18 protein-coding genes are annotated in these 18,313 nt (G+C 59.0%); 16 read left to right on the forward strand and 2 right to left on the reverse strand.

Annotated features, from left to right (window positions below; translation table 11 throughout):
* The first annotated feature begins 1 nt into the window (after position 1).
* The 5 genes from ABIQ96_RS05420 (at position 2) to ABIQ96_RS05440 (ending at position 5,809) form a co-directional block, all read left to right on the forward strand.
* Entirely contained in the window at positions 2-1,483 is a 1,482-nt protein-coding gene (locus ABIQ96_RS05420; RefSeq protein ID WP_348213539.1) for a cryptochrome/photolyase family protein, read from the forward strand.
* Positions 1,483-2,772, forward strand: coding sequence for a putative DNA modification/repair radical SAM protein (locus tag ABIQ96_RS05425; protein ID WP_348213540.1), 1,290 nt, complete (start codon positions 1,483-1,485; stop codon positions 2,770-2,772). The genes ABIQ96_RS05420 and ABIQ96_RS05425 overlap by 1 nt, the downstream gene beginning before the upstream one ends.
* Positions 2,773-2,779: 7 nt before the next feature.
* Entirely contained in the window at positions 2,780-3,637 is an 858-nt protein-coding gene (locus ABIQ96_RS05430) for a TIGR03915 family putative DNA repair protein (protein WP_348213541.1), read from the forward strand.
* A gap of 194 nt (positions 3,638-3,831) precedes the next feature.
* Positions 3,832-4,722, forward strand: coding sequence for a DUF2167 domain-containing protein (locus tag ABIQ96_RS05435; RefSeq protein WP_348213542.1), 891 nt, complete (start codon positions 3,832-3,834; stop codon positions 4,720-4,722).
* Between the two features lie 37 nt (positions 4,723-4,759).
* Entirely contained in the window at positions 4,760-5,809 is a 1,050-nt protein-coding gene (locus ABIQ96_RS05440) for a hypothetical protein (RefSeq protein ID WP_348213543.1), read from the forward strand.
* On the opposite strand, the gene mnmG is transcribed toward ABIQ96_RS05440, so the two are convergent.
* On the reverse strand, positions 5,806-7,692 hold the full coding sequence (gene mnmG / locus ABIQ96_RS05445) for a tRNA uridine-5-carboxymethylaminomethyl(34) synthesis enzyme MnmG (protein ID WP_348213544.1): 1,887 nt from the start codon (positions 7,690-7,692) through the stop codon (positions 5,806-5,808). The two genes, ABIQ96_RS05440 and mnmG, sit on opposite strands and share 4 nt — an antisense overlap.
* Positions 7,693-7,766: 74 nt before the next feature.
* On the reverse strand, positions 7,767-8,159 hold the full coding sequence (locus tag ABIQ96_RS05450) for a cytidine deaminase (protein ID WP_348213545.1): 393 nt from the start codon (positions 8,157-8,159) through the stop codon (positions 7,767-7,769).
* A gap of 105 nt (positions 8,160-8,264) precedes the next feature.
* Here ABIQ96_RS05450 and ABIQ96_RS05455 point away from each other — a divergent pair, with 105 nt between their 5' ends.
* The 11 genes from ABIQ96_RS05455 to floA all read left to right on the forward strand — a co-directional run bounded on the left by ABIQ96_RS05455 (position 8,265) and on the right by floA (position 18,298).
* Positions 8,265-8,828, forward strand: a complete 564-nt coding sequence (locus tag ABIQ96_RS05455) for a DUF6580 family putative transport protein (protein WP_348213546.1) — start codon at positions 8,265-8,267, stop codon at positions 8,826-8,828.
* Between the two features lie 36 nt (positions 8,829-8,864).
* Positions 8,865-9,944 (forward strand): thiamine pyrophosphate-dependent enzyme, encoded by a 1,080-nt coding sequence (locus ABIQ96_RS05460; protein ID WP_348213547.1) that lies wholly within the window; start codon positions 8,865-8,867, stop codon positions 9,942-9,944.
* 53 nt (positions 9,945-9,997) lie between these two features.
* Positions 9,998-10,984 (forward strand): alpha-ketoacid dehydrogenase subunit beta, encoded by a 987-nt coding sequence (locus ABIQ96_RS05465; protein WP_348213548.1) that lies wholly within the window; start codon positions 9,998-10,000, stop codon positions 10,982-10,984.
* A 210-nt stretch (positions 10,985-11,194) separates the two neighbouring features.
* The gene (locus ABIQ96_RS05470) at positions 11,195-11,620 is read left to right on the forward strand and encodes a hypothetical protein (RefSeq protein WP_348213549.1); all 426 of its coding nucleotides are present in this window, start codon (positions 11,195-11,197) and stop codon (positions 11,618-11,620) included.
* 141 nt (positions 11,621-11,761) lie between these two features.
* Complete coding sequence (locus ABIQ96_RS05475; protein ID WP_348213550.1) at positions 11,762-13,066, forward strand: dihydrolipoamide acetyltransferase family protein; 1,305 nt, start codon at positions 11,762-11,764, stop codon at positions 13,064-13,066.
* Between the two features lie 360 nt (positions 13,067-13,426).
* Positions 13,427-14,065 carry an SDR family NAD(P)-dependent oxidoreductase gene (locus ABIQ96_RS05480; protein WP_348213551.1) on the forward strand — a complete coding sequence of 213 codons (639 nt, stop codon included), beginning with the start codon at positions 13,427-13,429 and terminating at the stop codon, positions 14,063-14,065.
* A gap of 122 nt (positions 14,066-14,187) precedes the next feature.
* A complete protein-coding gene (locus ABIQ96_RS05485; protein WP_348213552.1) occupies positions 14,188-14,472 on the forward strand; it encodes a hypothetical protein in 285 nt (94 codons plus the stop codon).
* A 73-nt stretch (positions 14,473-14,545) separates the two neighbouring features.
* On the forward strand, positions 14,546-15,304 hold the full coding sequence (locus tag ABIQ96_RS05490; protein WP_348213553.1) for a dienelactone hydrolase family protein: 759 nt from the start codon (positions 14,546-14,548) through the stop codon (positions 15,302-15,304).
* 82 nt (positions 15,305-15,386) lie between these two features.
* A complete protein-coding gene (locus ABIQ96_RS05495) occupies positions 15,387-16,814 on the forward strand; it encodes an NfeD family protein (protein ID WP_348213554.1) in 1,428 nt (475 codons plus the stop codon).
* Positions 16,811-17,287 carry an NfeD family protein gene (locus ABIQ96_RS05500; RefSeq protein WP_348213555.1) on the forward strand — a complete coding sequence of 159 codons (477 nt, stop codon included), beginning with the start codon at positions 16,811-16,813 and terminating at the stop codon, positions 17,285-17,287. The genes ABIQ96_RS05495 and ABIQ96_RS05500 overlap by 4 nt, the downstream gene beginning before the upstream one ends.
* A gap of 15 nt (positions 17,288-17,302) precedes the next feature.
* A complete protein-coding gene (gene floA, locus ABIQ96_RS05505; protein WP_348213556.1) occupies positions 17,303-18,298 on the forward strand; it encodes a flotillin-like protein FloA in 996 nt (331 codons plus the stop codon).
* Positions 18,299-18,313: the final 15 nt, after the last annotated feature.

Here is an 18,313-nt window from a genome sequence, read left to right on the forward strand (position 1 = left end):
CATGGAAGCCGCTCTCGTCTATCCGAACCAGTTGTTTCACCCCCACCCGGCCGTCCAACCGGGGCGGTTGGTGTTGCTGATCGAAGACCCGCTCGTTTTCGGCAACGACCCGCGCTGGCCGCTGTCGGTTCACGTGAAAAAACGGATGCTGCACCGCGCCTCGATGAAAGCCTATGAAGCCGAGTTGGCGGAATACGGTCATCAAGTCCGCTACATCGATGCGCCCGAGACATCGGAAATTTCCAGCACTGATCTGCTAGAATCCGTCGTGCCGGAGACCGTGCGTGCGTTGCACCTCGCGGATCCGGTGGATGACGTGTTGATGACGCGCATCCGCCGCTTCGCCGCGAGCCGGGGCATCGGGTTGATCGTCCATGAATCGCCGAATTTCCTCACTCCGTCGGATTTCCTCCACCACCACACCGGGCGGCCGAAAAAGCCGTTCATGGCGCGGTTTTACGAGGCCCAGCGCAAACGCATGGAAATTCTCATCGCTCCCGATGGCACGCCCGAGGGCGGCAAGTGGTCTTTCGATCCGGAAAACCGCGCCAAACTCCCGAAGCGCCACGTCCCGCCGCCGGAGCCGGTTTCCAGCCCCAACCGTTTCACCCGCGAGGCCGCGGAGTATGTGAAACGCCGCTTTCCTAACAGCCACGGGACCGCGACGGCGTTCCGCTGGCCGGTCACCCGGGCGGATGCCTCGGCGTGGTTCGAGCGGTTTCTCGACGAGCGTCTCGAGAATTTCGGCCTCTACGAAGACGCGATCTCCACCGAACACGCCACCCTCTATCACTCGGCCATCACGCCTATGCTCAACATCGGCCTGCTCGATCCGCAGGACGTGATCCGCCGGGTCCTCGACCGCCGCGACCACGTTCCGCTCAACTCGCTGGAAGGCTTCATCCGGCAGGTGATCGGCTGGCGCGAGTTCATGCGCGGGATCTATCAGCACCGCGGTCCCGCCATCCGCACGCGGAACTTCTGGAACTTCGACCGGCCGATGCCCGCGTCGTTTTATGACGGAACCACCGGCATCCCGCCGGTGGACCGCGTGATCCGCCAACTGCTTGCGGACGGATGGTGCCACCACATCGAACGGCTGATGGTTCTCGGAAATTTCATGCTGCTCTGCCGGATCCGGCCCGACGATGTTTACCGCTGGTTCATGGAACTTTTCATCGACGCTTATGACTGGGTGATGGTGCCTAACATTTACGGCATGTCCCAGTTCGCCGATGGCGGCACTTTCACCACCAAACCCTATCTCTCCGGCTCCAACTACGTTCTGAAAATGTCCGATGAATCGAAGGGTTGGTGGTGCGAAATCTGGGATGGCCTGTTCTGGACCTTCATCGCGGATCACGCGGAGTTTTTCCTAACAAACCCGCGGTTGTCCATGATGGCGCGGACCTGGATGAAAATGCCACCCGCCAAACAAGCCGCCCACCGCCGCGCTGCCGAATTCTTTCTCGCCACCCTCTGATGGAACTCATCCGCAAACTCGAAATCCTCGCGGACGCCGCGAAATACGATGCTTCCTGCGCCAGCAGCGGCGCGGCGCGCAAGGATTCGCTCGGCGGAAAAGGCGTGGGCTCCACCGGCGGCATGGGTATCTGCCACTCCTACACGCCGGACGGCCGCTGCGTTTCCCTGCTCAAGGTGTTACTCACTAACGGTTGTATCTACGATTGCCACTACTGCATCAACCGCCGCTCCAGCAACGTGCAACGCGCGCGATTCACGCCGGAGGAGGTCGTCCAGATCACGCTGGATTTCTACAAGCGGAACTACATCGAGGGGCTCTTCCTCAGCAGCGGCATCATCCGCAGCGCGGATCATACCATGGAGATGGTCATCGCGGTGGCGCGCACGCTGCGGGAAGTCCACCATTTCCGCGGCTACATCCACCTTAAGACGATTCCCGAAGCCTCGCCCGCGCTCATCGAGTTGGCCGGGCGCTATGCGGACCGCATCAGCATCAACATCGAGCTGCCGAGCGAAAAAAGCCTCGCCACGCTCGCGCCGGAGAAAAATCTCGCCCGCACCCAGGATGCGATGGCCCATATCCGCACGAAGATCGACGAACGCTTCGAGGAAAAGAAAAATTCCAGCAGCTCCGTCAAACCACCGCCCTTCGCGACCGGGCAGAGCACCCAGATGATCGTAGGCGCGGATGACTCCACGGACTCGGTGATCCTCCAGCGCGCGGACACGCTCTACACCGGGTTCAAACTCCGCCGCGTCTATTATTCCGGGTTTTCCCCCATCCCGGAACCATCGTCCCTCCTGCCGCTCAAGCCTCCACCGCTCGTCCGCGAGCATCGGCTCTATCAGGCGGATTGGCTGCTGCGTTTCTACGGGTTCAAGGTGGATGAAATCACCGATCCCACCGCGCCCAATCTTGACCTTGCGCTCGATCCGAAGCTCGCGTGGGCCTTGCGAAACCGCGACACCTTCCCGGTGGACGTGAACCGCGCCAGCCGCGAGCAACTGCTGCGCATTCCCGGTCTCGGTGTTAGAAATGTGGAACGCATCCTCGGAGCCCGGCGTTTCACCCGGCTGCGTCTCGCCGATCTGGTGCTGTTGCGTCTCTCGATGAAGAAGGTCCTGCCATTCATCATCGCCGCCGACCACACGCCCACCTTGTTAGGGCTCGACAGCGACTCGCTCCGCCAGCGTTTCCTGCCGCCGCCGAAACAGCTCGAACTCGACTTCGACAATCCCGCGCCCACCCAGGCGGACACCGCCTCCGTGATCAGCGGGGAGATTTGACACTCGCATGCGCAGCATCCCCATCCAGCCGACCTTCGAATCCTGGCGCGATGCCGCCCGGGGATTGCTGGCCGCGGCGGTGAATCCCGGCGACGTCCTTTGGTGTGATGATGCGGCGGAGGTTTCGTTGTTTGGTGATAATACCCAAGTTTCACCGGTGCCGGGAAAAGCTCCGAAAGTTCCGGCGGTGTTTTTTGACATCGCAAAAAGCGCCGCGGCCCACACCGATCCGCGGAGGTGGGGCGTGCTGTATCGCATCGCGTGGCGGATCACGCATGGTGGAGAGAAACGCCTGCTGGAAATTCCGACCGACCCGGACACGCGGCTCGTCCAGCAATGGTGCAAGGCGGTGGGACGGGAGATTCACAAGATGCACGCTTTCGTTAGATTCCGGCGGGTGGGTGTGGATGAGGAAACGGGACGCGAGCAGTTTGTCGCGTGGTTCGAGCCGGTCTATCAGACGATCCGGTTGGGTTCGCCGTTTTTTGTGAAACGTTTCGCCAGCATGGACTGGTCGATTCTCACGCCGCACGAGTGCGCGCATTGGGATGGAGGCACGCTGCATTTCACGCCGGGAGTCTCCAAGGAAACCGCGCCGGACGAAGACGCTTTGGATGATCTGTGGCGCGCCTACTACGGCAGCATCTTCAATCCCGCACGGCTTAAAGTGAACGCGATGCGGTCCGAGATGCCGAATAAATATTGGAAAAACCTGCCCGAGGCGTCGTTGATCAAGAGCCTGATCGCCGAGAGCCAGCAACGGGTAAAGACGATGCTGGATGCGGAAGAGCTTCCGGTGAAACACGCACCGAAAAACGCCTACCTCGAATCGCTGCGCCGGATGAACGGCGAAACAAATGACTAGAGGTCTGGGAAATCACGTTTCGTGGAGATCGACCTGATAGAAGTACAGGTAGAGCAAGTTCGCTCGGACAGATTTCAACCTCGTAGCCAGTGCGACGGAAAATGCGCCGCATGAGCCCTTGCTTCTTGCCATTTGATAGTAAACCGGACATAACCAACGGGTCGCACCTCAAAAACTAACAAGCGCCCGAAACCATGTTGTCCAAACTCCATTTCATCCTGTGTGGCGCCACGTTCGCCATTGCCGCGAGTCTTTCCGCCGTCGCCCAAGCACCGGCCGAAGCGCCTGAAGCCACTCCGGCGCAAGAAGCGAAGAACGACGAGTTCGTGAAACTCGTCAAAAGCATCGACTGGAAAACCGAGGGGGCGGGATCGCTTGGAAGTCTCGCAACCCTCAATGTTCCAACGGGTTATCGATTTACGGGAACGCAAGGAACAGTCAAGCTGATGGAAGCTTTCGGCAACCTGACGAGTGGCACGGAGCTTGGTTACGTTTCGCCGCTCAACATGGATTGGTTCGCGGTTTTCGAGTTCGATGACATCGGCTACGTGAAGGACGATGAGAAGGACAAGCTCGATGCCAACGAAATCCTGGAGCAGTTGAAGGAAGGCCAGGTGCAGGCAAACAAGCAGCTCACCGAGCGCGGCATGCCCACTCTGGAGGTTCTGGGGTGGCAGACTCCGCCGTTTTACAACCCGACGACCCACAATTTGGAATGGGCGATCCGCCTGCGCAGCGGGTCGGGTGGTGAGGTGGTGAACTACAAGACCAAGGTTCTCGGTCGCCGCGGGGTGATGGATGTGGTGCTTGTGTGCAGCGAGGCGGAATTGCCTACGGTCGTGACGGAATACCAGAAGCTGCTCACGGGATTCAGCTACAAAAAGGAAGAGTCCTACGCCTCGTTCACCAGCGGCGACAAGATCGCGAAATATGGTCTCACGGGACTGATCGTGGGCGGCGGGCTATTGGTCGCGGCGAAATCCGGGCTGTTGGGCAAGCTGTTGAAGCCCATCATCGTCGGGGTGCTTGCAATCGGCGCCTTCCTGAAGCGCATCTTCGTCGGCAAGACCAAGGAGTCGATTTAATCCGGATCCATCAATGCCGGCCTTCGTTGAGTTCGCCTTGGTGGCGATCCTGCTCTATTTTTGGGAATCCACGCTGTGGCTGCCGTTGCGCGGGATCGCGCTGAGAAAGCGGTGGTTTGGAAATCGTTGGAAGGCGCTGGATCCCACCAGTCTGATCGCTACCCGCGAGATCGGGTTGGTGCCGATGCTGCCGTTTCCTCCGGATTTCGGGCTCGCCCCTTGCCAAGCCCCTTCCCTGTTCGCGGATGAAAATGGGCTTTTTCTGGAGACAACGGATGGTCGGATTGAGATCCTGGACGGCATCGGCTGGGAAGATCTGAAGGAGGACACCCATCATCTCCTCGTCGGCAACCGGAAAATTCGGATCACCTCCAAGCGCTGCATCGAGATCCTGCGACGGGCAAAGCAGCGCGGGGAAGCCCCGGAAGCAGCGGCCCGCCAGGCGATGTGGTTGGCTTTCTCTCCTAGCCGGGCAGCCCGCGAGTGGAAGCGTTGGCGATTGGTATCCAGTCCTTTGCGAATCTACGGACCGGTTCTCGCTTTGGGGTTTTTCGCAGGATTGCCACTGGCCTACGTGAAACTGGGCACTCTGCCGACGCTGGTACTAGCGCTGTGGCTGTGGTGCGTGATGGCTTGGACAGGTTGCCATTTGTGGTGGCTCGGGAAGCGGGTGTATCCCGGCGCACGATCAGCACTGCGGACGGATGCGCTGTTGGCGTTGATCGTTCCTTTTCACGCGATGCGGGCCATGGAGATGGCCTCGGTGCATGCCGTGGGGACGACCCATCCGGTGGGATTGATTCTGTCGTCAGGTGATTTCGACAACCCTTGGCTCGGTGGTTTTGTGCGTCGCGTATTGCATCCCATGTCCGGCGTCACCGGTGACAACCGACGTGCCAATGCACTGCGAATTCCCCTCGTCCGTGCGCTCGCTCGCTGCGGTCGCGAGATTGAGGAGTTCGATACGGCACCGGATCGTTCATCGGAGCCTGAGGCTGTGAGCTACTGCCCCCGCTGTCATGGGCTGTTCTTACCGGGAGTGGAAACCTGCGCGGACTGTCACGGGATGAAACTGCGGCGCTTTTAGGGAACCGGGGTTTCGGAAACCGCCTCGCGTTCCAATTTCTCCAACCAGACCACCAGCATTGCAAGGTCTGCAGGAGTGATCCCGGGGATGCGGCCGGCTTGTCCGAGGGTCGCGGGTCGGATCTCGGAGAAACGGACCTGCGCTTCCTTTTTGAGACCGCGGATGGTGGTGTAGTCGAGGTCGGCGGGCAGGCGTTTGCCTTCCTGGCGAGCCATGCGATTGATTTGCATCTGCTGGCGGCCGAGGTGCCCTTCATATTTGAAATTTGTCTCGATGAGCGGCCAAAGTTCCACGTGGAACATTTCGAGGACGTTCTCAGGCAGGGTTTCCCATGAATTCTCAGTCCGGCGGAACCATTGGTCGAGTTTGACGCCCTCATGGGTGGTCTGGCGGACGAAGGGGTCAGCCTTTTCCAGCGCAGCAAGCTTTTCCTCCACCCGGCGGACTCGTTCCCCGCTGGCGAGGCCGATGGCTGCAGCTCGGGGCGTGAGACGAAGGTCGGCATTGTCTTGGCGGAGCAGCAGGCGGTATTCGGCCCGGCTGGTAAACATGCGGTAGGGCTCGGTGCAGCCGCGGGTGACGAGGTCATCGACCATGACGCCTAGGTAGGCTTCGTCGCGGCCGAGGATGAACTCGGGTCGGCCGAGGGCTTTGAGGGCGGCATTCGCCCCGGCGATGAGCCCCTGCCCTGCCGCTTCCTCGTAGCCTGAGGTGCCGTTGATCTGGCCGGCGAAGTAGAGACCTTCGATTTTCTTGGTTTCCAGCGTCGGGCGGAGCTGGGTCGGCGGACAGTAATCATACTCCACGGCGTAGCCTGGCCGGAGAATTTCGCATTTCTCCAAACCGACGATGGAGCGGAGGAAATCGAGCTGTACCTCGTAAGGCAAGGAGGTGGAGACGCCATTGACGTAGTATTCGAGGGTGTGGCGGCCTTCCGGTTCGAGGAAGACTTGGTGGCGGTCCTTTTCGGCGAAGCGGACGACCTTGTCCTCGATGGACGGGCAGTAGCGTGGGCCGACGCCTTCGATCACACCACAATACATCGGCGATTGGTGCAGATTTCCCGCGATGATCTCGTGGGTGCGGGGGTTGGTGTAGGTGATCCAGCAGGGCATTTGTTCCACGTGGAACATCGGGTCGCCCCATGGGTTCAGGGTGAAGAGGTCGTTTTCGCCCTTTTGGAGGGTGTCGGCCATGAAGCTGAACTTGGGGACCGGGGTGTCTCCGTCCTGGCGTTCGCATTTGGAAAAATCGATGGAACGGGCGTTGAGGCGGCAGGGCGTGCCGGTTTTGAAACGCTCCACCTCGAAGCCGAGGCGTTTGAGGGATTCGGAAACCATCGAGGTGGCATCACCCATCCGTCCGCCCTTTTCATTCTTCAAGCCGACGTGCATGAGGCCCCCCATGAAGGTGCCGGCGCTGAGAATCACGGTTTTTCCGGCGATTTCCATGCCGAGCGAGGTGGCGATGCCGATGACGCGGTCATTTTCGACAAGGATATCAGCGACGTTTCCCTGGTGGATCTCGACGCCAGGCATGGCTTCCAGTTCGCGCTTCATGCGGAATTGGTAGGCCTTCTTGTCGCACTGGGCACGCGGGGCGCGGACGGACGGGCCTTTGGAGGCGTTGAGCATGCGCCACTGGATGCCGGTGGCGTCGGTGTTGAGTCCCATGATGCCACCGAGGGCGTCGATCTCCCGGACCATATGGCCTTTCGCGAGTCCGCCGATGGCCGGGTTGCAGGACATCTGGCCGATGGTATCCAGATTTTGGGTGAGAATGGCTACCTCGGCACCGAGACGGGCGGCGGCCATGGCGGCCTCGACACCGGCGTGGCCGGCACCGATTACAATCACATCATAGGTCTTGGGAAATCGAAACATCGTGGGACGCGCAATGTAGTCCAACGCCACGGACGCTCAAGCTTGGAAACTTTGATGTTCCACGTGGAACATTTTCACTCCGGACGATCCAGAATCCCTGAGGATGCCCGAGGAAGCAGTTCTTCCAAGGTGAACTCCAGCCGCTCCGTCCGGTTGGCCAGCATCACACTGGGAACCCTGAATTCCGCCAACACCTGACGGCAGGCTCCGCAGGGTGAAATCGGGACACCCGTGTCCGCCACTACGGCGACAGCCAGAAAATCCCGAACGCCGGCGGCCACAGCCGCGCCAATGGCGACCCGCTCCGCGCAGTTGGTCAGCCCGTAGGAAATGTTCTCCACGTTGCAGCCGGTAAAGACCCGTCCGTCGGTGGCAAGTAGGGCGGCTCCCACCGCAAAATTTGAATATGGAGCGTAGGCTGCTTCGCGTGCCTGCCATGCCGCATCGACCAGGGTGTCCCAATTCATTTCAAAACGGTAGCGGGATGACGTTCATTCGGAAATGAAAAACCTTTTACAAAGCTGGATTTTGGTCTAGCCGCGCCTCAAAAAATCCACAATTCTCCCCCCGTCATGAACCGTTATCTGCCGCTCGTCCTGATCGTGGGGCTCCTCATTGCCTTTCGCATGGTGGGCAGCGCGTTCCCTGAATCCCTGCCAAATTTCCAACCGCTGCTTGCCTTGTTTTTTTGCGGTGCCCTGTTGGCCCCTGGTTGGCGCGGATTCGCGATTCCTTTCGGGATTTGGGCGGTGACCTTTCCCCTCGGTTTCGGCCACACGGCAAACCCACTCGATTTCCTCACCACCGGCCTCGCCATCGTGGGCACTTTCTTCCTGGGAAAATCCCTCTCCAAGCGCGGTATCCCGACCCTCCTGCTCGGCTCGGCAGCAGCCGCCCTTGCCTTCCACTTCATCACCTGTAGTGGTGCCTGGCTCACCGATCCACGCTATGCGAAAACCCTCACCGGCCTCACACAGTCGCTCTGGACAGGCGCTCCCGGCGATGTCCTTCCGTCCTGGGTCTTCCTCCGCAATCTGACCGTCGCCAATGTTCTTTTCACCGGAATCTTCGCCGTTGCACAACTTCGCATGCCCAAGCCGACGACCGCGGTTTCCGACCCGGTGTTCGCCAAGTGATCCCTCCCCTTTTTCTTTCCTCTCTCAACGCCAATCATGACCAGCGCCAGTTCCTCCAGCCTTGATTTCGCCAGCTCGCCGATCAACCAATCGCTGACTCCACAGCGGAAGATCGAGCTCTACACCCAGATGGTCCGCATCCGGGCTTTCGAACAGACATCGCTCAAATACTACACCGCTGGCAAAATGGGTGGATTTCTCCACCTCTACATCGGTCAGGAATCCGTCGCGGTCGGTACCATTTCCCTTTGCGGGGAGGATGATCACGTCATCACGGCCTATCGCAACCATGGTCATGGCCTGGCCTCCGGCATGAGCATGCGGGAGTGCATGGCGGAAAACTACGGCAAGCAAACCGGCTGCTCGAAGGGCAAGGGCGGTTCGATGCATTACTTCGCTCCGGACAAGAACTACTGGGGCGGCCACGGTATCGTTGGCGGCCAGACCCCGCTCGGCCTCGGTCTTGCCTACGGGGTCAAATACCTCGGCAAAAAAGGCTGCTGCCTTTGCTACCTCGGCGACGGTGCCGTGAACCAGGGTGCTTTCCACGAATCCCTCAACATCGCCGCTCTCTTCGACATCCCGGTTATCTATATCATCGAGAACAACGGCTACTCGATGGGCACATCCCAAAAGCGTTCCTCCTCCTACCGTGGATGCCTCGCCCAACGCGCGGAAGGTTATGACATGGAATGGGACGTGGTAAACGGATCCGACATCTATGAGGTCCGCGCCAAGACCCAGATTGCTGTCGAGCGAGCCCACAACCTGAGCCGCCCCACCGTTCTGGAAATCGACACCTACCGCTACTACGGCCACAGCGTCGCCGACTCCAAGCACAAGGGTGGCTACCGGACTCCCGAGGAAATCACCAACTACAAGCAGAACCACGATCCCATCGCCGTGTTCCTCCGCCGCCTCATTGGCGAAGGGGTTCTCACCGAGGACGCCGCTGCCAAGATCAAGCAGGACGCGAATGCCGAAGCTGCCGACGCCGTCCATTTCGCGGAAGAGTCGCCCGCTCCTACGATCGCCGACATCAGCACCGACGTTTATTGGGAAACCGATAACAACACGCCCGCCTCAAAAATCGGCCGTCACTTCTTCAACGACTGATTCCCTCGCCAGCACTCCTTTTCCTGCAATCCATTTTCCCCGCACGCATTTCAATGTCACGCATCCTCACCTACCGTGAAGCCCTCCGCGAAGGCCTCGATGAAGAACTCGCCCGCGATCCGAACGTCGTCGTCATGGGCGAGGAAGTCGCCCAATACAACGGTGCCTACAAGGTGACCGAAGGCCTTTGGCAAAAATGGGGCGACAAACGCATTGTCGACACCCCCATCTCCGAAGCCGGCTTCATCGGCATGGGCATCGGTGCCTCCATGCTCGGCGTCCGCCCGGTGATGGAGTTGATGTTCTGGTCCTTCCATTCGGTTGCTTTCGACCAGCTCGTCAACAACGCCGCCTGCGTCCGCTACATGTCCGGTGGTCTTGCCAACTGCCCCATCGTGGTCCGTGGCCCCGCCAACGGCGGAACCGGAGTTGGCGCCACCCACTCGCACATTCCGGAAGGTTTGTTCGCCGCGTTTCCGGGTCTCAAGGTTTGCGTGCCTGCGACACCCTCCGATGCCAAGGGCCTCATCAAGGCGGCCATCCGTGACAACGATCCGGTTTACGTCATGGAAAACACCCTTCTCTACGGCATGACCGGAGAGGTGCCGGATCCCGCCGCCGGCGATCACGTGGTTCCCCTCGGACTCGCCGATATCAAGCGTGAAGGCTCGGACATCTCCATCATCGCCCACGGCCGTTCCGTCATCCAGGCACTGGCCGCTGCGGAAACCCTCCAGAGCGAGCACGGCATCAATGCCGAAGTTCTCGACCTCCGCTCCATCCGTCCGCTCGACCAGGAAGCCATCCTCAAGACCGTGATGAAAACCAATCGTGTGGTTCTCGTGGACGAATCCAAAGGCTTCGGTGGTGTATCCGCCATGGTGTCCCATCTCATCCAGGAACATGCCTTCGACTATCTGGATGCTCCAATCAAACGGGTCACGACCATCGATGCTCCCGCGATTTACTCACCACACATTGAAAATGAACAACTTCCAAATCCAAGGCGGATCGTGGAAAAGGTTCTTTCAATGCGTTGAATCCAACCGGTCCGAATAACCGTCCACTTGACGATCATTAAAACCAGACCGTCTTTTTTATTGCCATCGTCTTCCCACTTCCTAGCATCTTCGATATGTTCCTTCGTCTAACAACCATCATTGCCGCAGCTGCGTTCGCTCTCAGTTTGACTTCCTGCTGCTGCATGTAAAAAATCCTAAATCCCTCTCTTCCACTAACCACTACCTCACATGAAAAACCTCCTTCTTCTCGTTTCACTTGTGGCCGTCTCCCTCGGCTTTTCCTCATGCTGCTCGATGTTCGGATCACTGACGCAAAGTGCCGGTTACCGCACCGAAACCCATCAGGTGAAAACCTGCGCGTATGATGTCGTCACCGAGGAAGTTTACACCCCTGGCGATTCGAAGAGCGGCAAGGGCGGAATGGTCCAGACCATTGAGAAGAAGGTTCCCCGCTACAAGACAGTGACCAAAAAGGTCCGTATCCCATGCGGCATTTGCGCCCGTTACTACTGCCCGAAGAAGGATTGCTGCGGCAGCACTTCCGAATCCACCATGCGGATGGCCAGTGCCCAAGGCTCCGTTGGCAGCCCGAACATCGGTCTGATTCCAACCATGAAACCGCTGCCACTCGGCCCCGTGGTGGTGACCCCGTAAGTTGATCATCCCGTCATTTTTCCAAGCGCGGAGGAGTCTCAAGCTCCCCGCGCTTTTTTGTTTCCAATTCTCCCGGTAAAAAGGCTGGAAATACCCTGACTTTTTCCCATTCTCCCTGCGACTCCATTCCCTATCAATATCATGTCTGTGAACATCGAAATGCCTAAACTCTCGGATACCATGACCGAGGGCACCCTCATCAAATGGCACAAACAAGTCGGCGACACCGTCGAAATCGGCGACATCCTCGCAGAAGTCGAAACCGACAAGGCAACCATGGAAATGGAAGCTTTCGATGAAGGCGTGATCACTTCGATTTTGATCAAGGAAGGGGAAAAAGCGAACATCGGCTCGGTCCTCGCTGTTCTCGATGGCGACTCCGGAGATGCAGCGCCAGCCGCTCAAGCCGCCGTCGCCACTCCCGCAAGTCCGGTGGCAGCGACCGCCGCTCCTGTTAGCACGCCTGCCGCGACCGCCGAGGTAAACGGCGATCGCATCAAGGCTTCCCCGCTCGCCCGCAAGATCGCCGCGGAAACGGGTGTCAGCCTTGCAGGTCTCGCCGGGTCTGGTCCTGCCGGCCGCATCGTGAAAAGTGATGTCGAAGCCGCTGCCAGCTCGCCAGCAAAAACCAGCACCGCACCCTCATCCGAAGCATCAGCCGCCGCAGCCCTCGCCGCCTCCATCAAATCCAAAGCCGCAACACCGGCAGCCGCCCCAGCCTCGGCAGCGCCAGCTATTCTCCCGGTCGCAAAGGAAGGCGACGAGCGCATCGAACTGAGCTCAATGCGGAAGATCATCGCTTCCCGGCTGCTCACTTCCAAGACCACGATTCCCCACTTCTATCTTCACGTCGAAGTGGATGCCGCTCCGCTGATGGCTCTCCGCCAGCAAGTGAACGCCCAAGCCGAGAAAACCCACGGCAACAAATACTCGGTCAACGATTTCATCCTCAAGGCTGTCATCAACGCCACCGAAGCCGTGCCTGCGGTCAACGCCTCCTTCGCCGGCGATCACATCGTGAAATTCAAACACGTCGGACTATCAGTCGCCATCGCCGTCGAAGACGGACTCGTCACCCCCGTGATCAAACAAGCGGAAAGCAAATCGCTCCTGGCTATTTCCCGCGCCGTGAAAGACTTCGCCGTCCGCGCCAAGGACAAGAAACTCAAACCTGATGAATTCGACGGCGGAACCATCACTGTGTCCAACCTCGGTGCCTGGGGAATCGAATCCTTCGACGCCATCGTCAACCCGCCACAAGCCGCAATCCTTTCGGTCGGTGCCGCGATCGAAAAGCCCGTCGTGAAAAATGGCCAGATCGTTCCCGGCATGCGGATGAACCTCGGCCTCTCCTGCGACCACCGCGTCGTCGATGGAGCCGTCGGCGCTGCTTTCCTCAACGAGGTCAAGAAACTCATCGAACAGCCCGCCCTGATGCTGCTCTGAGCCTTTACAGCCAAGCTCATCCAGATAGGTCCTATAGGTCTCGTGCGACTTATGGGACCTATCTATTTCTACCCCTTGCTTGCTCTTCTCTTGATGATTTCTTGTTTTTTGAACCTATAAGATCTTCTTCTTCATAGTGGGCATAAGTCGGGAAAAGGGCTGTTCCCCAGCTTCACCATGCGGGTTCCACGGGAAGAACAAGTTGGGCAACAAGCTGTATGACCTCTCAATGACTCATGGATTTTCAGCTTCGATCGGGATTGCGCCCGGCCGTTCGGATGTTATTCCCAGCCTTTTCCGAAGTTCTTCGAAATGCCCGTGCTTGTCGGGAGGATTTGAACCGGGCCAATCTTCCGGGACGTGAATCACTTGGTCATCACCGGAGGCAGCGGCGGCTTGGGCAGCGCGATCGTCGATGTGTTTGCCACGCCGGAGTGGGACATCTCCGCACCGAGCCATTCCGAACTCGATGTCGCGGATTCCAAAGCCATTCGCGGATTTTTTAAATCCCGTCCGGTCGACCTCTTGGTCTGTGCCGCCGGAATTACCCGCGACGGTCGCCTGCTCGCGGTGACTGAAAATGCTTGGGACGAAGTGCTAGCCGTGAACTACCACGGCGCGGCGCTTTGTGCGGATGCGGTATTGCCCCGCATGATCGAGGAGGGAAAAGGCCACATCGTTTTCATTTCGAGCTATTCGGCGATTCATCCCCCGGTTGGGCAAGCCGCCTATGCGGCGGCGAAAGCGTCGTTGCTGGGCCTCACCGAATCACTCGCCCGTCGCCATGGAGCCCACGACATCCGGGTGAATGCCATCCTGCCCGGGTTTCTGGAAACCCGGATGACGCGCTTGGTGTCGCCACAGCGACGGGATGAAATTCTCGATTCCCATCATCTCGGCCGGTTCAATACTCCTGCCGCGGTCGCCGGATTCGTTCGCTTTCTTCATGAGCAGCTTCCCCACACTTCGGGACAGGTTTTTCGGTTAGACAGCCGGTAGGTGACGCTATTGTCGCCATTGTTTCAAGAATCATCGGTTTATCGCATTGCACAAATTTGACAACACCCCTTGAATCTCCGCGTTCCAGACAGCGAACGTCATTTCAACCCATAAAAATACTGATGAAAATCTCCAACAACAATTTCACCAACGAAGAAGTAATCCTCGATTTCCACGAATACGAGGGCTGCAACTTCACCAACTGCCGCTTCGTCGTTCTCGGCTACGGTGCGTTCGCCCTGAACAAATGCGAAGTGGTCAACTGCGAGTTCACCTTCGCCGGCCCTGCCGCCAGCACTATCCAGACGATGTCCACGATCTATAACAACATCGGCGAACAAGGTAAGACCCTCATCGAAGGAACCTTCGAAAGCATCCGCAACGGCGGCCAAGCCAAGCAGGCCTGATCGTTTTTCACCTTTACCCGCGGGAAGTCAGAGCATCCGTCCGGCTCCCGCGGATTTTAAAAATCATCCCGCAATGAAAAATCCGTTAGGAATTCTGGTCGTTTCGTTGTTGGGAAACCTGTTGTCGCTGGGAGCGGAATTGGAAGTCCGCGAGTTCACCGCCAAGGACGGCACCGTCGTCAAATACCGATGGAGCGCGCCGGAGAAAATCGAGCCGGGCAAAACCTATCCGCTCGTCCTCTTTCTCCACGGTGCGGGCGAACGCGGCGATGACAATACCGCGCAACTCAAGCACGGCGTTCATTCGATTCTGACGGGCATGGCCAAGCTCGACCAACCGGTTTTCCTGATCGCACCACAATGCCCGAAAGAACGCTGGTGGACTCCCGTGGACATGGAAAAAATGCGCCTGTCCGCGGCAGGTCAGCCGAACCCCTTGCTGGAAGGCGTGCTGGCATTGGTGGATGAAACCACCCGCACACAGCCGGTCGATTCCAAGCGCTTCTATCTGACAGGCATCTCGATGGGCGGCTTCGCGACCTGGGATGTGTTAGGCCGTATTCCGGACAAGATCGCCGCCGCGGTCCCCATTTGCGGTGGTGGTGATTCATCGCTCGCTGCGACATACAAGGAAGTCCCGATTTGGGCATTTCACGGCGAAGCCGATCCGGTGGTCCCGGTGAGAACCACGCAGGAGATGATTTCCGCACTGGAAAAGGCCGGAGGGAAACCCAAGGCTACCTACTATCCCGGCGTCGAACACGATTCCTGGACCCGGACCTATGATGACCCGGCGCTGTTCCGCTGGCTCCTCGACCAGCATCGGAATTAAGCGGTCGGCTGTTGGAAAATTTCTCCGATGTTCCAACGACGGCAGGCTTGCGTGCCCATCGGGATCCGGTCATGTTGCTTTCGTGATACGTGGTTTTACCGGCATCTTCGCGGCGGTTCTGGGATTTCTATCCGGCGGTTCCGTATGGGCCGGCGAGATCGTGGAAAAACCGGTCCGGTCGAAAGTCGTGGTGATTCCCATTCACGAAGAAATCGCGAAGCCGGTGCTCTACATCATCCGTCGCGGGTTGAAGGAAGCCATCGAGGAAAAGGTCGATACCGTTGTGCTCGACATCGAGACGCCCGGTGGCCAGCTCGACGTCACTTTCGAAATCCTCAAGGCGCTGGAAAAATTCCCGGGCAAAACCGTTTCCTACATCAACCGCGAGGCGATGTCCGCCGGGGCGATCATTTCCGCCGGCACCGATGAAATCTATTTCGCCCCCGGCGGGGTCATCGGCGCGGCCGCTCCCGTCCTTTCCGACGGCGGCGATATCGGGGAAACGATGAAGGGAAAACTTGTCAGCTACCTTACCGCTCGGATGCGTGCGATTTCCGAGGGCAAAGGCTACCGTGGCGAGGTGATCTCCGCGATGATCGACAGCGATTCCGAATTCAAGATCGGCGACCAGGTCATCAAGGAGAAGGGCCGGCTGCTTTCGCTCACCGCGCTGGAAGCGATGAAAACCTACGGCGATCCCGCCCAGCCGTTGTTAGGGGCGGGCATCGCGGACAATCTCGACGATCTGTTGGACAAACTCCAGGGCCACGGCAACTACTCCGTGAAAATGCTGGAAGTCACCTGGTCGGAGCAGGCCGCCCAGTATCTGACTGCGATTACTCCCGTGTTGATGTCCTTGGGGCTGCTGGCGCTGTTCATCGAATTCAAGACACCGGGATTCGGCGTCTTCGGGATCACCGGCATTGTTTTGTTAGGCGTTGTTTTCCTCAGCCAGTTCGTCGCCGGGTTGTCCGGTCACGAGCCGGTGTTGTTTTTCATGCTCGGCGTCAGCCTGCTCGCAATCGAGCTGGTCCTCTTTCCAGGCACGCTGGCACTTGGTCTAACCGGAGCACTGCTGATGTTCGTGTCGCTGGTGTGGGCGATGACTGATTTGTGGCCGCGTGAACCGATTCCATTCGCGAGCGGCGTGTTTTTCCGGCCCTTGGCGACCGTGATGGGCGGCGTCATCCTCGCGGTGGTGTTGTTCCTCGCCCTCCTCAGATTCCTTCCTCGCGGAGGGCTCTGGGGCCATATGGTTTTGGATGCGGTTGTCGGCGGAGAACCGGGATTGGCCCGCGCGCTGGTCGGGGGCGGAGTCGATGAACCTGCTGCGGCCAGTTTGATCGGAGAAAGCGGAATCGCCGCCACCGCGCTCTTCCCGAGTGGCCAGGTGGAAATCGGCGGCAGGCGCTACGAGGCGAAGCTCGCCGTGGGATACGCAAATGTCGGCACGCCGGTGAAGGTCACCGGCGTGGCGGAATTCGGGCTGACAGTGGAGGTTCTATCATGACCGCTCTGATTCTATTTTTTGCCGTCGGCATCCTGCTGATCGCCGCCGAGGTCGTGGTGCCCGGTGGTGTGCTTGGCGTCCTCGGCGCTCTCCTGATGTTCGGCGGCTGTGTTCGCGCATTCATGGACTTTGGAAGCATCGGCGGACTTATCGCTGTTATAACCGCGTTCACCCTGGGTGGCTTGGTTCTGTATTTCGAGTTCAGCTATCTCCCGAAAACCAAATGGGGCAAACGGGCCTTCCTCACCGCGCAAGTCACCGGTGTCACCGCCGCGGTTGGTAAAGAAGCAGTCGAGTTGGTCGGAAAATCCGCCGAGGCCCTCACCCTGCTTTCACCGAGTGGCTACGTCCGCGTGGACGGCGAGCGCTACGAAGCATTCTGCCAATCCGGCCAGGCTCCCGTCGGCTCGATTCTTGAAATCATCGGCGCGGATAATTTCCGCCTCATCGTCACCCAGCGTTCCAAAATCTAACTAAAATAACACGTCATGCTTCCCACCATCATCCTCGTTGTCATCGCCATTGCCGGCCTTGTGCTTTTCGGCATCATCATTTCCTTCTTCAGCGTCTGGCTGCGTGCCTGGCTGGCCGGTGCTTATGTCGGTTTCACCGATCTCGTCGCCATGCGTCTCCGCCAGGTTCCCTACGGCATGGTGGTGGACGCCCGGATCACCGCGAAAAAGGCCGGCATTGAAATCCCCATCGACGACATCGAAGCCCACTACCTCGCGGGCGGAAATGTCATCCCGTCCATCCAAGCCCTCATTGCCGCACAGAAGGCCGGCATTGTCCTCGATTGGAACCGCACCTGCGCGATCGACCTCGCCACCAAAGGCTCCGGAAAAAGCGTTGTTGAAGCGGTCCGCACTTCCGTTGATCCCAAGGTCATCGATTGCCCGAACCCCGCATCCGGACGCACGACCATCGACGGCGTTTCCAAGGACGGCATCCAGGTGAAAGTGAAGGCTCGCGTTACCGTCCGCACCAATCTCGACCGATTCGTCGGCGGCGCGAAGGAGGAAACCATCATCGCCCGCGTCGGCGAGGGCATCGTCACCACCATCGGTTCGGCGGAAACTTACAAAGTTGTCCTCGAATCGCCGGACTCCATTTCCAAAGTCGTCCTCCACCGTGGACTTGATGTCGGCACCGCGTTCGAAATCCTTTCCATCGACATCGCCGATGTGGACGTCGGCGAGAACGTCGGCGCCAAGCTTCAGGAAGCCCAGGCCGAGGCCAACAAAAGCATCGCCCAAGCCGAGGCCGAAATCCGCCGTGCCGCGGCTGTTGCCCTTGAACAGGAAATGATCGCCCGCGTCGCGGAAATGAAAGCCAAGGTCGTCGAGGCCGAGGCCCAGGTCCCGCTCGCCATTGCCGAAGCATTCCGCAGCGGCCACCTCGGCGTGATGGATTATTACAAAATGGAAAATGTGAAATCCGACACCCAAATGCGCACTAACATTTCGAAAACGGAAGGCGCCTGATCCCCTTATTCAATC

It is taken from the genome of Luteolibacter sp., from assembly GCF_039920825.1.
Classification (GTDB): domain Bacteria; phylum Verrucomicrobiota; class Verrucomicrobiia; order Verrucomicrobiales; family Akkermansiaceae; genus Luteolibacter.